We start from the raw sequence: 16,061 nt of genomic DNA on the forward strand, positions 1-16,061 counted from the left end.
TCGGCAGCAGCCTCAGGCAGCGCAGACGCGTGGATGGCACTCAAGGGATATGCTTGATGACGGTCGAAAGAAGCAACTTGCCTCCGCTGTCGAGGCTGATGATGGACAACTGGCCGCAGGCGAGGCGGTCATGAGTGTAAGGGACGAAAATATGGGTAAGGTCACAGGGTTTCTGGAAATCGACCGGCAGGTAGCAAAGTATCAGCCTGCCTCGGATCGCATTCGGCATTTCCGCGAATTCACGATCCCGATGTCGGACCAGGAAGTGCAGAAACAGGCAGCCCGCTGCATGGACTGTGGCATCCCTTATTGCCATGGTCCGACCGGTTGTCCTGTTCACAACCAGATTCCTGACTGGAACGACCTCGTCTACAACAACAACTGGGAAGCAGCGATCCAGAACCTGCATTCCACGAACAACTTCCCGGAGTTCACGGGTCGCGTCTGCCCGGCGCCCTGCGAGGAAGCCTGCACGCTGAACCTCGAAGATACGCCGGTTGCGATCAAGACCGTCGAGCAGGCGATCGCCGACAAGGCATACGAGCTCGGCTTCATCCGCCCGCAGCCGGCGACTGTTCATACCGGCAAGAAGGTTGCGATCATCGGCTCCGGCCCGGCTGGCATGGCGGCTGCGCAGCAGCTTGGCCGTGCGGGTCACGACGTTCACCTCTACGAGCGCGAGTCGAAGCCCGGTGGCCTGCTGCGCTACGGTATTCCTGACTTCAAGATGGAGAAGAACTTCATCGATCGCCGCGTCGAGCAGATGAAGGGCGAAGGCGTCACCTTCCACTGTGGCGTCAATGTCGGCGTGGACGTGAAGGTCGAGCAGCTGCTCGCAGACTACGATGCGGTGCTTTACTGCGGTGGCTCCGAGACCCCGCGCGAAGCCGGCATCCCGGGCATCGAGCTATCAGGTGTCCATGACGCGATGCCTTACCTCGTGCAGCAGAACAAGCGCGTCGGCCGCGAAAACATCGACAGCGTTGGTTGGGCATCCGACCCGATCCTCGCCGGCGCCAAGCATGTCGTCGTCGTCGGCGGTGGCGATACCGCGTCGGACTGCGTCGGCACGGCGTTCCGTCAGGGCGCCGTGAAGGTCACGCAGCTTGACATCCGCCCGCAGCCGCCGGAGAAGGAAGACAAGCTTGCCGTCTGGCCGTTCTGGGCGACGAAGATGCGCACCTCCTCGTCGCAGGCCGAAGGCGCCATCCGCGAGTTCCAGGTCGCAACACTGGAGTTTGTTGGCGAAGATGGCGTTCTGACCGGCGTGAAGTGCTGCGAAGTCGACGAGCGCCGCAAGCCGATCCCCGGCACCGAGTTCATCATCAAGGCCGATCTCGCCTTCATCGCGATCGGTTTCAGCGGTCCGTTCAAGGATAGCGTCCTGAAGGAACTTGACGGCAAGCTCACGCTCAACACCGACCGTCGCGGCTCGACCAACGTCGTTGCCAACGACAAGGACTACAAGACCTCGGTCGACAAGTTCTGGACCGCGGGCGACGTGCGCCGCGGCCAGTCGCTGGTGGTCTGGGCAATCCGCGAAGGTCGCCAGGCCGCGCGCGCTATCGACGAAGCCCTGATGGGCTCGACGGTTCTGCCGCGATAAGCGACTGATATCTACAGAATGAATGGGGCCGCGTTAAGCGACCCTTTTCGTTTCATCGATGTCCCCACGCCTCACAGGCTCCTCAGCCATTCATGGCCGGGGTGGCACGCGGCAAGGGACGTTTTCAGCCACTGGCGTTCCGAAGATAGGAGCTTCGGGAGGGCCCTTTCGAAATCGGCCTCATCCTTGGCGCGTTGGTATTTTGCCTTGAATAGAAGAATGGCTGCCGGCTTCAGATAGGGGATGCCATCCTCGGTCCTGGCGACGATCTCGGCGCGCGGTAGAGAAATGGCGGGATCTCGCTTGTAGATCCACGTATCGAGCGTTCCCGGCTCGATCATCATATCGACGCGCCAGCGCCGCGCCTCGACGTCCAGACACCAGACTTGCGAGATCGTTGCCGGAGGCTCCTCATTCGCGGGCAGGCGCTCGACGATGCCATCTCCGACCGAGTGGAATTCCATGCCTTCGAGAGCACCGCGAAAGACACCGAGATCGTGGCGCAGGACAGTGAATTCGAGGTCCTCATGTTCGCGCGTCTGGTGCCCGTGCCAAAGGTCGAGCGCCCATCCGCCAACGATGCACCAGGGTCTTGTGATAGCGCTCAGCCGGGCTGCCAATTCCGTGGGATGCCATGGAGACCATGCGTCGTGAGCAATCGGGGGATGCATGGATCTGGTTTCTCACTGCGTGGCAAGGAGTAGCGGCAAAGTCCGCGGCCCGCCGCCGTTGGCCGAGATGCCTTTGGGGAAGGCTGTCTATTTGATGGAAACCTGCGCTGTGGGCTTCGGCGGTGTCATACGATAGTCATCGACGCGGCCGGCCGGGGGAGGCGCCATTTCGCCATCCTGAACGAGCATGTCGCGCGGCGACTTCGTCGCGCTGACCGGAAGGATCCTGCCGCCAAGGAGCTCCGCCCCGCCATCGAGATTAGGGTCGGAGAGGCTGATCGGTTCGGTACGGCCGGGCGTTGCGACAGCATCGATTATCGGAGCATTGCCTGTATCGAGGCGGACAAGGTCGGGGCTTGCCTGCGTGCCCAGAATACGGCGCACCGGCTTCTCGACATAGAAGGCGAGCTTGCGCCGGCCGGCTTCGGTGAGGTTGATGCCGTCGGAAGTGCGCAGTCGGACCTGCTGGCCGTTGATATCAGAGCCGGTGACGATGAATTCGCCGCCTTCGCTGACGAAACCGTCCCAGATATCGACGAATTCGCCGCCGATGCTTTCCATCTGCTTGCGGAACAACTGGTTGAGCTGGACGGCGTCGGATGTCATCGCGGGCGAATCAAAGGCTGGCAGGCCAACCCAGAGCAGCGGGATCTTGCGGCTGGTAACCTGTTTGCCGAAGGCTTCGACACGACGTTGATACTCGGCGTACCAGCCCTCCGTCCTGAATTTCTCCTTGCCTATATCCGTCACCATCTGCTGGCGATCATTGGCGCCGAGCATGACGATGACCATGGCTGGCTTCGCCTCGTCGAGAAACGTCGTCAGCTGCTGCGGCCAATTGTAATAGTCGTCGCGCACCAGGCCCGAGGCCACGTTGCTGTGCGACTCGATGACAACGCCGGGCGAATCGCGGAACGCGGCGTCCATGCCGACTCCGAGACCACCAGCGAGAAAATCGCCAACGACAAGAATCTTCTGAGCATTGGCAAGCTTTTCGACCACCTTCTCTTCAACGACAGCGGGTGCAGCCGCGCGTGGTGCGGCAGCGGCAGCCTTCGGCGCGACTTTTCGTTTCGGAGCAGGCTGTCGCTGCGGCGCGTTCTGAGACGGCGCTTGCGGCGGATATTCCTGGATGTAGCGACGACCGAGGAAGAAATCGAAAATGGAGCGGCGATAGTAATAGCGTTCCTGCGCATCGGCCACATGCACCGGCAGCGCGCTGAAGACAAGCACCAGCGTGGCGGTGCCGATCGCACCCCAGCGCAGCGTTACCCGGTTTACTCGTTTACGCATAATCAGCAGCCTCGCGTCTGCCGGCATTCTCGCATGGAGCGGGAACTTGCGTCCACACCCCAAAATGCATGTCGCCGATTATTCTACCTGCGAAGCGCGTTCAGGAGCGGCAGCGATGGCTCGCCGTCCTGTTGCATTCCCATGCGAGCCTGGACTGCCGCAATGGCTGCCTTGGATCCGCTGCCGAAGTTTCCATCGACCTCGCCGTCGTAATAGCCAAGCGTCTTCAGGCGCGTCTGCAGTTCGAACTTCTCTTTCATGTCGAGGGTGCCGTCCGGTCGGGGCCAGCGCTGTTTCATGCCGCCGTAGCCGGCGAGCTCGTCTGCAAGCAGCCCGACGCCGATCGCATAGCTGTCCGAGGCGTTGTATCTCTTGATCGTGAAGAAGTTGCTGGTCATGAGGAAGCCAGGGCCGTTCGGACCCGCCGGCATCTTGAGGACCGCATTGCCGCCACCATCCCGGAAGCCTTTGCCGTTAGGCCGTGTCAGGCCAAGGGAGGCCCACTGCGCCAGCGTGTGGGTCTTGCCGACCTGCTTGCGTGCGTTCGGCGGCACGACGACCTCGTAGCCCCAGGTCTTGCCTCTGTCCCAGCCGTTCTTCATCAGAAGGTTTGCAGACGTCGCCAGGGCATCTGGCACGGAGTTCCAGATGTCGCGGTGGCCGTTGCCGTCCGCGTCGACTGCATAGAGCAGATAGCTTGTCGGAATGAACTGGGTGTGGCCCATGGCGCCTGCCCAGGAACCGGTCATGCCATCAGAAGAGATGTCGCCGTTCTGGAGGATCTTCAGAGCCGCGATGAGCTGCTTCTTGGCAAACTTTGCACGGCGCTCATCGGCATATGCAAGTGTCGCCAGGGCGCGGGGCACGTAGTGCAGGCGGTCGTCCTTGTCGAGAACTGCGCCATAATTGGATTCCATCGACCATATCGCGAGGAGAATCGATTTGTCGACTCCGAAGCGGCGTTCGATCGCATTCAGCGTTGCGGCATGTTTGGCGGCCATCTGGCGGCCGATCTGGACCGTGTAGGGATTTACACGGGAATCTACGTAGTCCCAGATTTTTGTTGTAAATTCAGGCTGATAGGCCGCCTTCTCGAGGACTGTCGGGTCCGGATCGCTGACGCCTGCGAAGGCTTTGCGATAGGTTGCCTTGCTGATGCCATTTTGAGCGGCAGTTTGATAAAAGTCCGCGATCCACTTCTGGAACCGCTGATCTGCTTTCGCGTTGATGGGGGCCAGGCCGGTGGACGCGGTCACGATGAGTGCAATAGCAAGACCACGAAGGGAATTTCTGTGATTTTGAGTCATCGGCGGTCATCCGTCCTTTCGTTTCAGGCACAGCAGAGCGCGAAGTTCCGCTCAGGCCCGAGACTACCTGAACGGAGTCAACAAATTCTTTACCATGACACGTGAACGCAGTCACCATTTGCAAAACGGTAGCAAATCTCATCTAGTCCAATCAAAAATGCCTTTTATTTCAAGCGATGTGATCATCGCAGGAGGATTGTGTGGCAGAGCATAAAAAAGTTCGCAAAGCTGTATTTCCAGTTGCTGGCCTCGGGACTCGCTTTCTCCCGGCTACCAAAGCAGTGCCGAAGGAAATGCTGACTGTCGTCGATAAACCCATCATTCAGTATGTGGTCGACGAAGCCCTGGAAGCTGGCATCGAGCACTTCGTTTTTGTCACGGGTCGCAACAAGCACATCATCGAAGATTACTTCGATATCCACTTCGAACTCGAGCAGACGTTGCGCGAGCGCAGCAAGAAGGCGGAAATGACGCTGCTTGCCGGCCAGCTTCCCAAGGCTGGTACGGTCAGCTTCACCCGCCAGCAGGAGCCGCTCGGGCTCGGCCACGCCGTCTGGTGCGCCCGCGAGATCGTCGGCAACGAGCCGTTCGCGCTGCTGTTGCCCGACATGATCATGAAGAGCGAAGGCAAGGGTTGCATGAAGGGCATGATCGACCTCTATGCCCAGAGCGGTGGCAACATTATCGCCGTCGAGGAATGCGCCCCTGATCAGGCTCACAAGTATGGCATCGTTGGCGTCGGTGAAGCGATCGGTGATGGTTTCCGCATCACCGGCATGGTCGAGAAGCCGGCAAAGGGCACTGCTCCTTCGAACTACTTCATCAACGGCCGCTACATCCTGCAGCCTGAGGTCTTCAAGATCTTGGAAACCCAGGAGCGTGGCGCCGGCAACGAGATCCAGTTGACGGACGGCATGCTGAAGCTGCTCAAGGATCAGACCTTCGCAGGCTATCACTTCCGTGGCACGACCTATGACTGCGGCGCCAAGGACGGCTTCATTCTCGCCAACGTGGCGTTTGCACTGGAACGTGCCGACATTCGCCCGAGCGTCGAGGAAGGCTTCAAGGCGCTGTTGAAGGGTCTCTAAGACCAATTCACCTGGCTTTTGTACAAATTGGATCCGCCTTCAAGTCTCCCACTTGGAGGCGGATTTCATTTCAGCGTTTCAGCGTTTCAGCTTGAGGCCGACGCCGGCACGCCATTGATCGGAGTCGCTCGTCGTCTTGCGGGAAGTCAGTTCGTAGCCGATCGTGCTGGTCAGATCGAGATAGCGGTTGATGTTCCAGGTGAGGCCGGCGCTCGTGCTGTAGACCGTCTCGTCGCTGGTCGGGCTGTCTGAGGGGTAGTCACGGAATGTGATGCCGCCGAGAACCGTTCCCGTCAGATTGTCGCGGAGCTGGTGGGTGATGCCGGTCGTCAGAGCATGCGAGACATAGCCGGATTCGCCAGCGGTCGTCGACGGGTTGATGCTTGTCAGCAGGCCGATGGCGACGTCCGTGCCTCTCAGCGGCGACCAAAGAAGCTGCGCGTCCACCACGACCGCGTCTATATCCGAGAGGCGGGGGTCATCGAATGTGGCGGTTTCATAACCGACCCCAACCTCGCCACGAAGCTTTTCACCCATATCCAGTTCGGCGCCGACTTTGGCGCCGTAACTGTCACCCGACCTGCGGAAGCCGGCGGAATCAACGGCCTCGTCGTAGACGGTCTTGCCGACATTGGCCTCGATGAATGGGATGAGCGCGGGGGAAAGCTCATAGCCGATGCGTCCGCGGATCGTACCGGTCGTCTGGTTGCGGTCGCTGAGTGAAACGGTGGTGCCATCGGACAGCGTCGCGTCGGAGTAGATCGCGCGGGTGAGATCGATGCCGGTGCTGCCTCGCAGGATACCGAAGTCGCGCTCGATCGATGCGCCGGCGCCGAATTCCTGCACATCCGACTGTTTGTCTGCATTCTGGACGGCGTTCGGATCATCGGTGTCCTCGCGATAGAAACGATAGCCGCCGGTGAGATGTGCCGTTGTGTCCTCCGGAAGATCGAGGCGCAGGTCGCCGTTGATTCTGAACTCCGGTTGCTCCTCGCCTTCGCCGCTGACATTCTGCTGCCAGGCGCCGTCAGTGGTAATCATGAGCTGATGCAGCGCCCAATCGGATGTCAGCGTCGCGTGCAGATCCGTTTCGAGAAATGCACGTGTCTGCTTGATGCCGCCGTCATCCTGGGTTTCCGTGTTGATGCTCTGGGTGATGGCGGGGCGCAGCACGAAGGTACCGACGTGAATGCCTGGTGTTTCCTCTGTTGCCGGGTTCGGCTCCGGTTTGCGGGCTGGCAGCCGCTCGTCGAGCGGCGCCTCGCGCGTGTTCAGGCGAAGCATGTCCTGATCGAGAATCGCTCCGGTGATTTCGTCGCTCGGTTTCGGATCGGGTGTGGACGTGGTGTCGGCATCTGGTTGCACAGCTCCGCCGCCCGCAGTGGTGTCGGACGGTGACGCCGGGGCGTCGCCAGCATCCTCGACTGTCGATGCTGGGAGGGTAGGGGAGGGACGCGTTGCACCGCTCGCCGTGGCCGATTGAGCAAGTGAGCCTTGAGGGGCAAGAAAGACACTTCCCGCCAGCGCCATGGACACGGCAAAGCTCGCCGCGCGGAGCGGCGTTAGACTGCTCGTATCCTTCCAATCGCCCATTTCAATCCTGGCATGCTTCGAAGTCGTTACCCGAACGTAAAGGCTTGTGGTTAACCATTCGTTGCCCTGGCGCGCCTTGCGGATCAGCCGATGGACTCGGCGGATGAAAACCGCTAACGCAGTGCCATGATCAAAAGAGCGGCAAATGTCATCGAAAACGGCGTTCTCGCGTCGGCAAAGCGGACGATCGGTACCGAACGGCGGGCGCTTGAAGCCCTCGAGCGAGCCTTTGACGACGGGCTTGCCGAGCCTTTCATGCGCGCTGTCGAGACGATCAACCGGATTACCGGTCGCGTTATCGTTACCGGTGTCGGCAAGAGCGGCCACATCGGCGTAAAGCTCGCAGCGACACTGGCCTCGACCGGCACACCGGCCTTCTTTGTCCATGCCGCCGAAGCAAACCATGGTGATCTCGGGATGATCGGCACGACGGATGTCGTCCTTGCCCTTTCAAAGGGTGGGGAAAGCGCCGAGCTTCGCAGCATTATTGCCTACACACGGCGTTTCTCGATTCCGCTGATTGCCGTTACCTGTTCCGAGAAGTCCTCGCTCGCCACTGCCTCTGATATCATCCTGCTGATGCCGAACGAGGAGGAGGCCTGTCCGCACGGGCTTGCGCCGACCACCTCGACGCTGATGCAGCTTGCCATGGGTGACGCGCTCGCCATCGCGCTGCTCGACGCGCGTGGCTTTACGGCGCGCGATTTCCACGTGTTTCATCCGGGCGGCAAACTTGGGGCAAGTCTCAGCCATGTGGCCGATATCATGCACACGGGCGATCGCGTTCCCCTTGTTGCCAAGGGTACGCCCGTTCCTGTGGCCATCTCGACGCTGTCTCGCAAGCATTTCGGCTGCGTCGGCATTCTGGACGAGGATGAGCGTCTCTGCGGCATCATCACCGAGGGCGATCTGGCCCGGAACCTGACGCGCAACCTCTCCGAACTGGTGGTCGACGACATCATGACGCGCACGCCGAAGACGGTGAAGCCGACGGTGCTGGCAACAGCTGCGCTTGCCATGCTCAACCAGCACAGCATCGGTGCCCTGATCGTTGTCGACGACGACAACCGCCCGGTCGGACTGGTACACTTCCACGACCTACTTCGGATCGGCGTGGCCTGATCAGGCCGATTCCACGGTCAGATAGCGGCCGTCGGTTGCGACCACCTTTACCTTGGTGCCAACAGGCAGGTCGGGGCCGCTGACGCGCCATACCGTATCATCGAGGCGAATACGTCCGCGGCCTTCGCGAATGGGTTCCGCGAGCGTTGCCGTGCGCCCGACGAGGCTTTCGGCCCGCTGATTGAGGAAAGGCTGATCTGTTTCTCCGTGCCGCAGGATCAGCCTGCGACCGACGAGCGTTGCCGCGACAGCAAGCAGCGCAAATACGATGGCCTGGACTTGCCACAGCCAGAAGCTGCTATCCCAGAACAGCAGTGACAGCATGCCGACAATCAAGGCAGCAAGGCCGATCCAGACGAGGAAGAAGCCGGGCACGAGCATCTCCGCCGCCAACAGCACCAGGCCGGCAATCCACCAGCTCCAGGGTCCGAGTTCCGCGACAAGGCCGGCGATCATGGCTCAGCGCTCCGTTGGCGGGTTGAAGGGGTTGACCGTCGGCGCGCTGCGCGGCGTTGATTGCGGGCGCGGTGCCGGCGGCGTCGGGGTGTCACCGAAGACCTCCTTGGCGATGGCGCCGATGCCGCCAAGCGATCCGATAAGGGAGGAAGCCTCCATGGGCATCAGCACGACCTTGGAATTGCCGGCGGTACCGATAGAGGCGAGCGCTTCGGTGTATTTCTGCGCGACGAAGTAGTTGATGGCTTGAACGTTGCCCGAGGCGATGGCTTCGGACACCATTTTTGTCGCCTTGGCTTCGGCCTCGGCCAGACGTTCACGAGCCTCGGCGTTGCGGAAGGCAGCTTCGCGTTGACCTTCGGCCTGCAGGATGGCTGACTGCTTGGCGCCTTCGGCGCGCAGGATCTGGGCGTTGCGCGAGCCTTCCGCTTCGAGTACCTGCGCGCGTTTTTCGCGCTCGGCCTTCATCTGCCGCGCCATCGCGTCCACAAGATCGCGCGGCGGCTGGATGTCCTTGATCTCGACACGCGTCACCTTGATACCCCATGGCTGGACTGCGTCATCGACGACGCGCAGCAGGCGATCGTTGATCGCGTCGCGGTTCGACAGCAGTTCGTCGAGGTCCATCGAGCCCATGACCGAACGGATGTTGGTCATCGTCAGGTTGAGGATGGCGTTCTCGAGGTTCGACACCTGGTAGGCGGCTTCCGCAGCATTGAGGATCTGGTAGAAGGCGACCGCATCGGCGGAAACGGAGGCGTTGTCCTTGGTAATGACTTCCTGCGTCGGCACGTTGAGAACCTGCTCCATCACATTCATGCGGGCGCCGACACGCTCGATGAAGGGAACGATCAGGTTGAGACCCGGTTCAAGGGTGCGGGTGTAGCGGCCGAAGCGCTCGATCGTGTAGCGATAGCCCTGTGGGACGGTCTTGATCCCGGCAAACAGAACCAGGATGACGAAGACCACCAGAGCAATAACGACGATATCAAAGCCGCCCAGAACCATAAAACTCCCCCGCGATAGAATCGATTGGCACAACCTTAAACGAGCCAACCTCAAACGCCAGTAGCTTCGGCGCGCGACGCAATGGCGATAGATTCGATATGGGGAGTTCGCTGGCTATTCACAACGGGGTCACTTTGGCCTAGAACGCGCGCAGGAAATACCGGTCGCAGCCCACCCGGTCAAAACAAGGGATCCTCATCATGAAGACCATCGTCATCTGCTCCGGCGGATTGGACTCCATTTCGCTCGCCCACAGGGTTGCAGCGGAACATCAACTCATCGGACTGCTTTCCTTCGATTACGGACAGCGCCACCGCAAGGAGCTGGACTTCGCCACGGCCTGTGCCAAGCGGCTCGGCGTGCCCCACCAGATCATCGATATCCGCACCATCGGCCGCCATCTCATAGGATCGGCGTTGACCGACGATGTCGACGTTCCCGACGGCCACTATGCTGAGGAGACGATGAAGGCGACCGTGGTGCCGAACCGCAACGCAATCATGCTGGCAATCGCCTTCGGCCTCGCTGCGGCTCAGAAGGCCGATGCGGTGGCCGTTGCGGTGCATGGCGGCGATCATTTCATCTATCCGGATTGCCGCCCGGGTTTCATCGATGCCTTCCAGGAGATGCAGAACCAGGCGCTGGATGGCTATGCCAGCGTTTCGCTGCTGGCCCCCTACGTCAACGTCTCCAAAGCCGATATCGTCACCGATGGCGTGAAATACGGGACTCGCTTTGCCGAGACATGGTCTTGCTACAAGGGTGGTACACGCCATTGCGGGCGATGCGGAACCTGTGTTGAACGGCGCGAGGCCTTTCATCTGGCCGGTGTCGCCGATCCTACCGAGTATGAAGACCCGAACTTCTGGGTGGCGGCAACCTCAGGCTACGCGGCAAGGGAGGTGAAGTGATGTTTCGCATCACCAAGGAGTTCCACTTCTCCGCATCCCATCAGTTGACGCATCTGCCTGCCGATCACCAATGCGCCAGGCTGCATGGGCACAATTACATAGTCGTCGTTGAACTGTCTTCCGCCGGGCTCGATGAGAACGGCTTCGTGCGCGACTATCATGAGCTTTCGCCTTTGAAGCGCTACATCGACGAGCGCTTCGACCATCGGCACCTGAACGACCTCTTCGGCCATGACCGCGTAACATCGGAGTATCTCGCCAAGCACTTCTACGATTGGTGCAAGGAGCGGCTGCCGGAGACCTCGGCTGTGCGCGTCAGCGAGACACCGAAGACCTGGGCGGAATACCGGCCATGAGCGGGGCTCGCGAGGCGCAGATCCGCGTCAGCGAGATCTTCGGACCGACGATCCAAGGCGAAGGCATACTGATCGGCCTGCCGACGGTTTTCGTCCGTACGGGCGGCTGCGATTACCGCTGTTCGTGGTGCGACAGTCTGCATGCGGTCGATAGCGAGTATCGCGATCAATGGCTGCCGATGACTGTCGACGGCATATGGGGTGAGGTGACACGGCTCTCAGGCGGCAAGCCGCTGATGATATCGCTTTCGGGTGGCAACCCGGCGATCCAGCCGCTTGGCGGCCTCATCGCTCATGGGCATGCGCAAGGCTACAAGTTCGCGCTGGAAACGCAGGGCAGCGTTGCCAAGGAGTGGTTTGCCGATCTCGATGTGCTGGTGCTGAGCCCGAAGCCGCCGTCGAGCGGCATGGCGACGGATTGGGATGCCTTCGAGCACTGTCTTCAGTTGGCAGGCAACGGGCCCGAGATCGCGCTGAAGATCGTCGTTTTCGACGACCGCGACTATGCCTACGCACGAGAGGCGTCAGCGCGCTATCCAGAGCTGTCCGTCTATCTGCAACCGGGCAATCACACCCCGCCACCGCCTGATGACGATGATGCGCGCGTCGATATCGACGGCATCATGGACAGGATGCTGTGGCTGGTCGACAAGGTGACCGAGGACCAGTGGTTCGAGGCTCGTGTGCTGCCCCAGCTGCATGTTCTGCTCTGGGGCAACAAGCGCGGCGTCTGATCAGGCCCAGCCGAGCAGTTCGCGGCGGACGACCTTTTCCAGCACCCGCATGCCGTCCTCGCTGTCGTTCAGGCAGGGGATGTGGGCGAACTTCTCGCCGCCATTTTCGTGGAAGGAATGGGCCGCCTGCTCGGCGATTTCTTCCAGCGTTTCCAGACAGTCGGAGACGAAGCCGGGGTTCAGGACGGCGATCTTCTTGACGCCTTCCTGCGCCAGCTTTTCGACGGTCTTGTCGGTATAGGGCTGAAGCCACTCTTCCGGCCCGAAGCGGGACTGGAAGGTCACCATGAACTTGTCTTCGGGCAGTCCCAGCCGTTCGCGCAGCAGGCGGCCGGTCTTCTGGCACTGGCAGTAATAGGGATCGCCCTTCTCGAAGTAGGACATCGGGATGCCGTGGAAGGAGGCGATGATCTTCTCCGGTTCCCAGTCCAGGGTCTGAAGATGCCTGGTGACCGAGTTCGCCAGCGCATCGATGTAGGCGTCGTCGTCGTGATAGTCGGGAACCGTGCGCAGTGCCGGCTGCCAGCGCATCTTGAGGAGATGCTGGAAGGCCTTGTCGTTGACCGTCGCCGTCGTTGCAGCAGCGTATTGCGGGTAGAGCGGGAACAGCACAATCCTGTCGCAGCCGTCGTCCTTCAGCGCCTGGATGCGCGAGGCGATCGACGGGGTGCCGTAGCGCATCGCCCAGTCGACCTGGACGCTGGGCAGGTCCGTGAGGCGATCGGCCATCAGTTCGGCCTGGCTGCGGGTGTAGGTGCGCAGGTAACTTTCGTTCTTGTCCTTGTTCCAGATCAGCTCGTAGGCCTTGCCGACCTTGCCGGGGCGGGTGTTGAGGACGATGCCGAAGAGGATCGGGTACCACTTCCAGGGCGACCATTCGATGACGCGCTTGTCGGTCAGGAATTCCTTCAGGTACCGGCGCATGGAGGTGTAATCGGTGCCATCGGGCGTACCGAGGTTGACGAGCAGGACGCCCACTTTGCCGGATTTGACGGGCGGGTGGTCCGCAGGGCGGTGTGCAGTATCAACAGTCGTCATCTAAACCCCGGTGTCTGGTCGGCTCCGGCTCATACGCAGCCAAGCCTTGATGGTTCACCCTATAGGAACAAAAGCCGGCCCGGGAAACCCCGGACCAGCTTTCAGGATCGAGACAAATCGTCTTACTTCGACGGAATCTGCAGTTCCTTGCCGATGGTCAGGTGACGTGGTGCCGGCGTTCCGTTGGCTTCCGATATCTTTTTCCAGAGCGCGCCCTCGCCATAGAACTGCTTGGCGAGATCCCAGAGCGTATCGCCCGCGGCGATGACGTGGCTGGTCGGCGTATTCGGGGCAAGGGCTGCGGGTGCCGCGGCCGTGGATGCCGCCGGTGCTGCGGCCGGCGCAGACACAGCTGGAGCGGTCGCTGCCGGGGCTTCTGCGCCCGCTGCCGCAACTTCGGTCACGCGGCCGTCGGTGTAGGGCTTGTAGGGCGAGTGCGCTGCCAGATACTCGACAGTGACGTCGGCAAGATCCGGTCCGAAATCATAGGCGTTCTTGCCTGCGGTCTCGAAGATCGAGTAGCCGTCGCCGCCTGCACGCATGAAGTTGTTGGTGACAACGCCATAGGTCTTGGCATCATCCAGCGGCACGAAGGCGTCGCCTTCCTTCGCTTCGACGGAAACGAGACGGCTGCCTGCGGGATTCGACTTGTCGAAGCTGTATTTGAGGCCTGATACCTGCGGGAACCGGCCCGCCCCTTCCTCGATCTTGCTGAGGCCGTTTTCCAGCGCCTTGCGGATATCGGCACCGGTCAGCTGGAAGGTTGCCAGCGTGTTCTGGAACGGGAGAACGGTGATGACTTCGCCCTGGGTGACGTCGCCGGCATCGATCGATGCGCGCAAGCCACCGCCATTCTGGATGGCGATGGTCATGCCCTGGCTCTTGCCGCGGTCGAGCATGGCATCGGCCACGAGGTTGCCCATCGAGCACTCCTCGACGCGGCAGACGGTGCGGTCGCCCTGGATCGGGGATTCGGTGGAGCCGATAACCTTCTTGCGCAGCTCCTCGATCGGCTTGGCGAGTTCCTCGATCCGGGTAGTCAAAGTCGGATCAGGGGTGAACGAGGAATCGATCAGGATCGGATCGCCCTTGGCTTCCTTGACGACGCCATTGTCATCGAAGGTGACCACGAGATCGCCGAGATACTTGCTGTAGGACGCGGCCTGGACCACCGGTACCTTGTAGCCGCCGGGATTGTCGACCATCGTCGGGTAGGGGCCTTCCGCCTTCGGATCGGTATTGGACAGCAGGCTGTGCGAATGGCCGCCGACAACGACGTCAACATCGGGAATCTTGGCGATGGCGGCGAGGTCTCGCGGATAGCCGACATGGGTCAACGCGATGATCTTGTTGATACCCTGCTTCTTCAGGTCTTCGACTGCGGCCGTGATGGTCTGCACGTCGTCGGCGATCATCACTTTCGGGCCGGGAGAGGAGAGTTCTTCGGTGTCGTTGGTTACCGCGCCGACAATACCGATCTTCTGGCCACCGACATCGAGCACCAGCGACGGCTTGATGCGGTCGCCAAGCTTCGAGCCGTCACCAGCCAGGACGTTGGCTGAAATGACCGGGAATTTCACCTTGTCGAGGAAGGTTGCGAGACCATCCTCGCTGTCGTCGAACTCATGGTTGCCGACGGTCATCACGTCGAACTTCATGTCGTTCAGCACTTCGGCTTCGGCGGCGCCCTTGTAGGTCGTGTAGAACAGCGAGCCCTGGAAATTGTCGCCGGCATTGAGCAGCAGCACGTTCTTGCCGTTGAGGTCGTTTCGACGCTGGTCGATCGCGGTCTTCAGGCGCGCCGCACCTCCGAAGCATTCCTTCTTGCCCTCTTCTTCGGCCGAGCAGGTGGAATCGAACTTGTTGATCGCTTCGATGCGCGAGTGGAAATCGTTGATGTGAAGAATATTGAGTTCGTAATCGGCAAAGGCGGCGCCGCTCGACAGCGCCAGTATCGACGCGGTCAGCAGACCGAATTGAAATGATTTCGTCATCCTGCTCTCCTGATTTTTGGGGCGAAGCCTTTGTCCCCTGCGCTCCGCCGTCTCTGCGGGCTCGATGTTTCCATCAAGCCCTTAGCGGCGGCAAGAGAAAAAGCTGTGACAGAAGCGGCGCATTCCAAGGGCGGTAAACGAAAAACCTCGCGAGAGGCTGCTTTCAACAAGCCTTAGAGCTGCTTTCTTTGAACGACGAAAATCTACTCAGGCTGCGAAAGCAGTCATCCTCTGAAACCGGCTTGTTGAGAATTTGAGGACGGCCAGCGTGATCTCGCGGCAGCAACGTGACGTCAATCGGTCGCCCGACCCCGTTCTATAAATAACGGCGGTCGCGTCCTCGGAGGCTTTTGGCAGACCAGAACCATTTAGTCCAACGCAAATCGAACTTTACAGCTCTACATGCGGCGCGCGAGCGTGAATTGTGACCCGGCATCGGAGGTGCAGTTGAGCTGGTTCTGGCTCACCAGCGCGCAGTTGACCTTGGACTGCGTCTTGCGCACGAGCGAGGTCATGTTGATCTCGACCAGCGACGGGGAGGTATTCACATAAGTGCCTGAGGCGAGAAGCTGGTTGCTGTCGGTCGTGCGGGTGGTGAAGGTTCCAGCCTGGAACGTGGAGATGATGCCGTTCGGATCCGACCATGAACCCTCAACGCCTGTCTGAGCCGGAGTTGCTGCGACCGGCATCGGGCGTGGCGACGACGTATTGCAAGCAGCCAGGGCTGCAGCGGCGCCAAGAAGGACAAGGAGGGTTCTGATTTTCATAAGCTTCTCCCGGGGATTCGGAACGAGAACTATCCGTTTGGTTGTGAGACACATGGCGCGGGCCGCCCGGGAAGGCAAGACTTTACGCTCTCCAGGCGGCATTTATACAGCAGGCGT

General features: G+C 60.7%; 15 protein-coding genes. 6 read left to right on the top strand and 9 right to left on the bottom strand.

Annotated features, from left to right (window positions below; translation table 11 throughout):
- Nucleotides 1-151: 151 nt before the first annotated feature.
- Nucleotides 152-1,606: a glutamate synthase subunit beta gene (locus JNB88_RS21575; RefSeq protein WP_037133869.1), complete on the top strand. Its 1,455-nt coding sequence runs from the start codon at nucleotides 152-154 to the stop codon at nucleotides 1,604-1,606.
- A 71-nt stretch (nucleotides 1,607-1,677) separates the two neighbouring features.
- On the opposite strand, the gene JNB88_RS21580 is transcribed toward JNB88_RS21575, so the two are convergent.
- From JNB88_RS21580 to JNB88_RS21590, 3 genes are all read right to left on the bottom strand, one after another.
- The gene (locus tag JNB88_RS21580) at nucleotides 1,678-2,277 is read right to left on the bottom strand and encodes a nucleotidyltransferase domain-containing protein (protein ID WP_220357192.1); all 600 of its coding nucleotides are present in this window, start codon (nucleotides 2,275-2,277) and stop codon (nucleotides 1,678-1,680) included.
- Between the two features lie 87 nt (nucleotides 2,278-2,364).
- On the bottom strand, nucleotides 2,365-3,597 hold the full coding sequence (locus JNB88_RS21585) for an SGNH/GDSL hydrolase family protein (RefSeq protein WP_220357193.1): 1,233 nt from the start codon (nucleotides 3,595-3,597) through the stop codon (nucleotides 2,365-2,367).
- Nucleotides 3,598-3,653: 56 nt separating this feature from the next.
- Entirely contained in the window at nucleotides 3,654-4,877 is a 1,224-nt protein-coding gene (locus JNB88_RS21590; RefSeq protein ID WP_220357194.1) for a lytic murein transglycosylase, read from the bottom strand.
- Between the two features lie 200 nt (nucleotides 4,878-5,077).
- Here JNB88_RS21590 and galU point away from each other — a divergent pair, with 200 nt between their 5' ends.
- Nucleotides 5,078-5,965: a UTP--glucose-1-phosphate uridylyltransferase GalU gene (gene galU, locus JNB88_RS21595; protein ID WP_037133619.1), complete on the top strand. Its 888-nt coding sequence runs from the start codon at nucleotides 5,078-5,080 to the stop codon at nucleotides 5,963-5,965.
- A 78-nt stretch (nucleotides 5,966-6,043) separates the two neighbouring features.
- On the opposite strand, the gene JNB88_RS21600 is transcribed toward galU, so the two are convergent.
- Complete coding sequence (locus JNB88_RS21600; RefSeq protein ID WP_220357195.1) at nucleotides 6,044-7,558, bottom strand: outer membrane beta-barrel protein; 1,515 nt, start codon at nucleotides 7,556-7,558, stop codon at nucleotides 6,044-6,046.
- Between the two features lie 126 nt (nucleotides 7,559-7,684).
- Between JNB88_RS21600 and JNB88_RS21605 the strand changes: the two genes are divergently transcribed.
- On the top strand, nucleotides 7,685-8,680 hold the full coding sequence (locus JNB88_RS21605) for a KpsF/GutQ family sugar-phosphate isomerase (RefSeq protein ID WP_220357196.1): 996 nt from the start codon (nucleotides 7,685-7,687) through the stop codon (nucleotides 8,678-8,680).
- On the opposite strand, the gene JNB88_RS21610 is transcribed toward JNB88_RS21605, so the two are convergent.
- Together JNB88_RS21610 and JNB88_RS21615 are read right to left on the bottom strand one after the other, a co-directional pair.
- On the bottom strand, nucleotides 8,681-9,136 hold the full coding sequence (locus JNB88_RS21610) for an NfeD family protein (RefSeq protein WP_220357197.1): 456 nt from the start codon (nucleotides 9,134-9,136) through the stop codon (nucleotides 8,681-8,683). It abuts the gene before it with no gap.
- A 3-nt stretch (nucleotides 9,137-9,139) separates the two neighbouring features.
- On the bottom strand, nucleotides 9,140-10,144 hold the full coding sequence (locus JNB88_RS21615) for an SPFH domain-containing protein (protein WP_220357198.1): 1,005 nt from the start codon (nucleotides 10,142-10,144) through the stop codon (nucleotides 9,140-9,142).
- Nucleotides 10,145-10,344: 200 nt separating this feature from the next.
- Between JNB88_RS21615 and queC the strand changes: the two genes are divergently transcribed.
- From queC to queE, 3 genes are read left to right on the top strand one after another with little or no spacing between them, the layout of a single operon-like run.
- A complete protein-coding gene (gene queC / locus JNB88_RS21620; protein ID WP_220357199.1) occupies nucleotides 10,345-11,055 on the top strand; it encodes a 7-cyano-7-deazaguanine synthase QueC in 711 nt (236 codons plus the stop codon).
- The gene (gene queD, locus JNB88_RS21625) at nucleotides 11,055-11,411 is read left to right on the top strand and encodes a 6-carboxytetrahydropterin synthase QueD (RefSeq protein WP_220357200.1); all 357 of its coding nucleotides are present in this window, start codon (nucleotides 11,055-11,057) and stop codon (nucleotides 11,409-11,411) included. Before queC ends, queD begins: the two co-directional genes overlap by 1 nt.
- On the top strand, nucleotides 11,408-12,145 hold the full coding sequence (queE, locus tag JNB88_RS21630; protein WP_220357201.1) for a 7-carboxy-7-deazaguanine synthase QueE: 738 nt from the start codon (nucleotides 11,408-11,410) through the stop codon (nucleotides 12,143-12,145). The genes queD and queE overlap by 4 nt, the downstream gene beginning before the upstream one ends.
- On the opposite strand, the gene hemH is transcribed toward queE, so the two are convergent.
- From hemH to omp10, 3 genes are all read right to left on the bottom strand, one after another.
- Nucleotides 12,146-13,183, bottom strand: a complete 1,038-nt coding sequence (hemH, locus tag JNB88_RS21635; RefSeq protein ID WP_220357202.1) for a ferrochelatase — start codon at nucleotides 13,181-13,183, stop codon at nucleotides 12,146-12,148.
- 122 nt (nucleotides 13,184-13,305) lie between these two features.
- Nucleotides 13,306-15,177, bottom strand: a complete 1,872-nt coding sequence (locus JNB88_RS21640; protein WP_220357203.1) for a bifunctional metallophosphatase/5'-nucleotidase — start codon at nucleotides 15,175-15,177, stop codon at nucleotides 13,306-13,308.
- Nucleotides 15,178-15,575: 398 nt separating this feature from the next.
- On the bottom strand, nucleotides 15,576-15,944 hold the full coding sequence (gene omp10 / locus JNB88_RS21645) for an outer membrane lipoprotein Omp10 (RefSeq protein WP_220357204.1): 369 nt from the start codon (nucleotides 15,942-15,944) through the stop codon (nucleotides 15,576-15,578).
- Nucleotides 15,945-16,061: the final 117 nt, after the last annotated feature.

Origin of the sequence: Rhizobium cauense (genome assembly GCF_019511525.1) — a bacterium.
Lineage (GTDB): Bacteria > Pseudomonadota > Alphaproteobacteria > Rhizobiales > Rhizobiaceae > Rhizobium > Rhizobium cauense.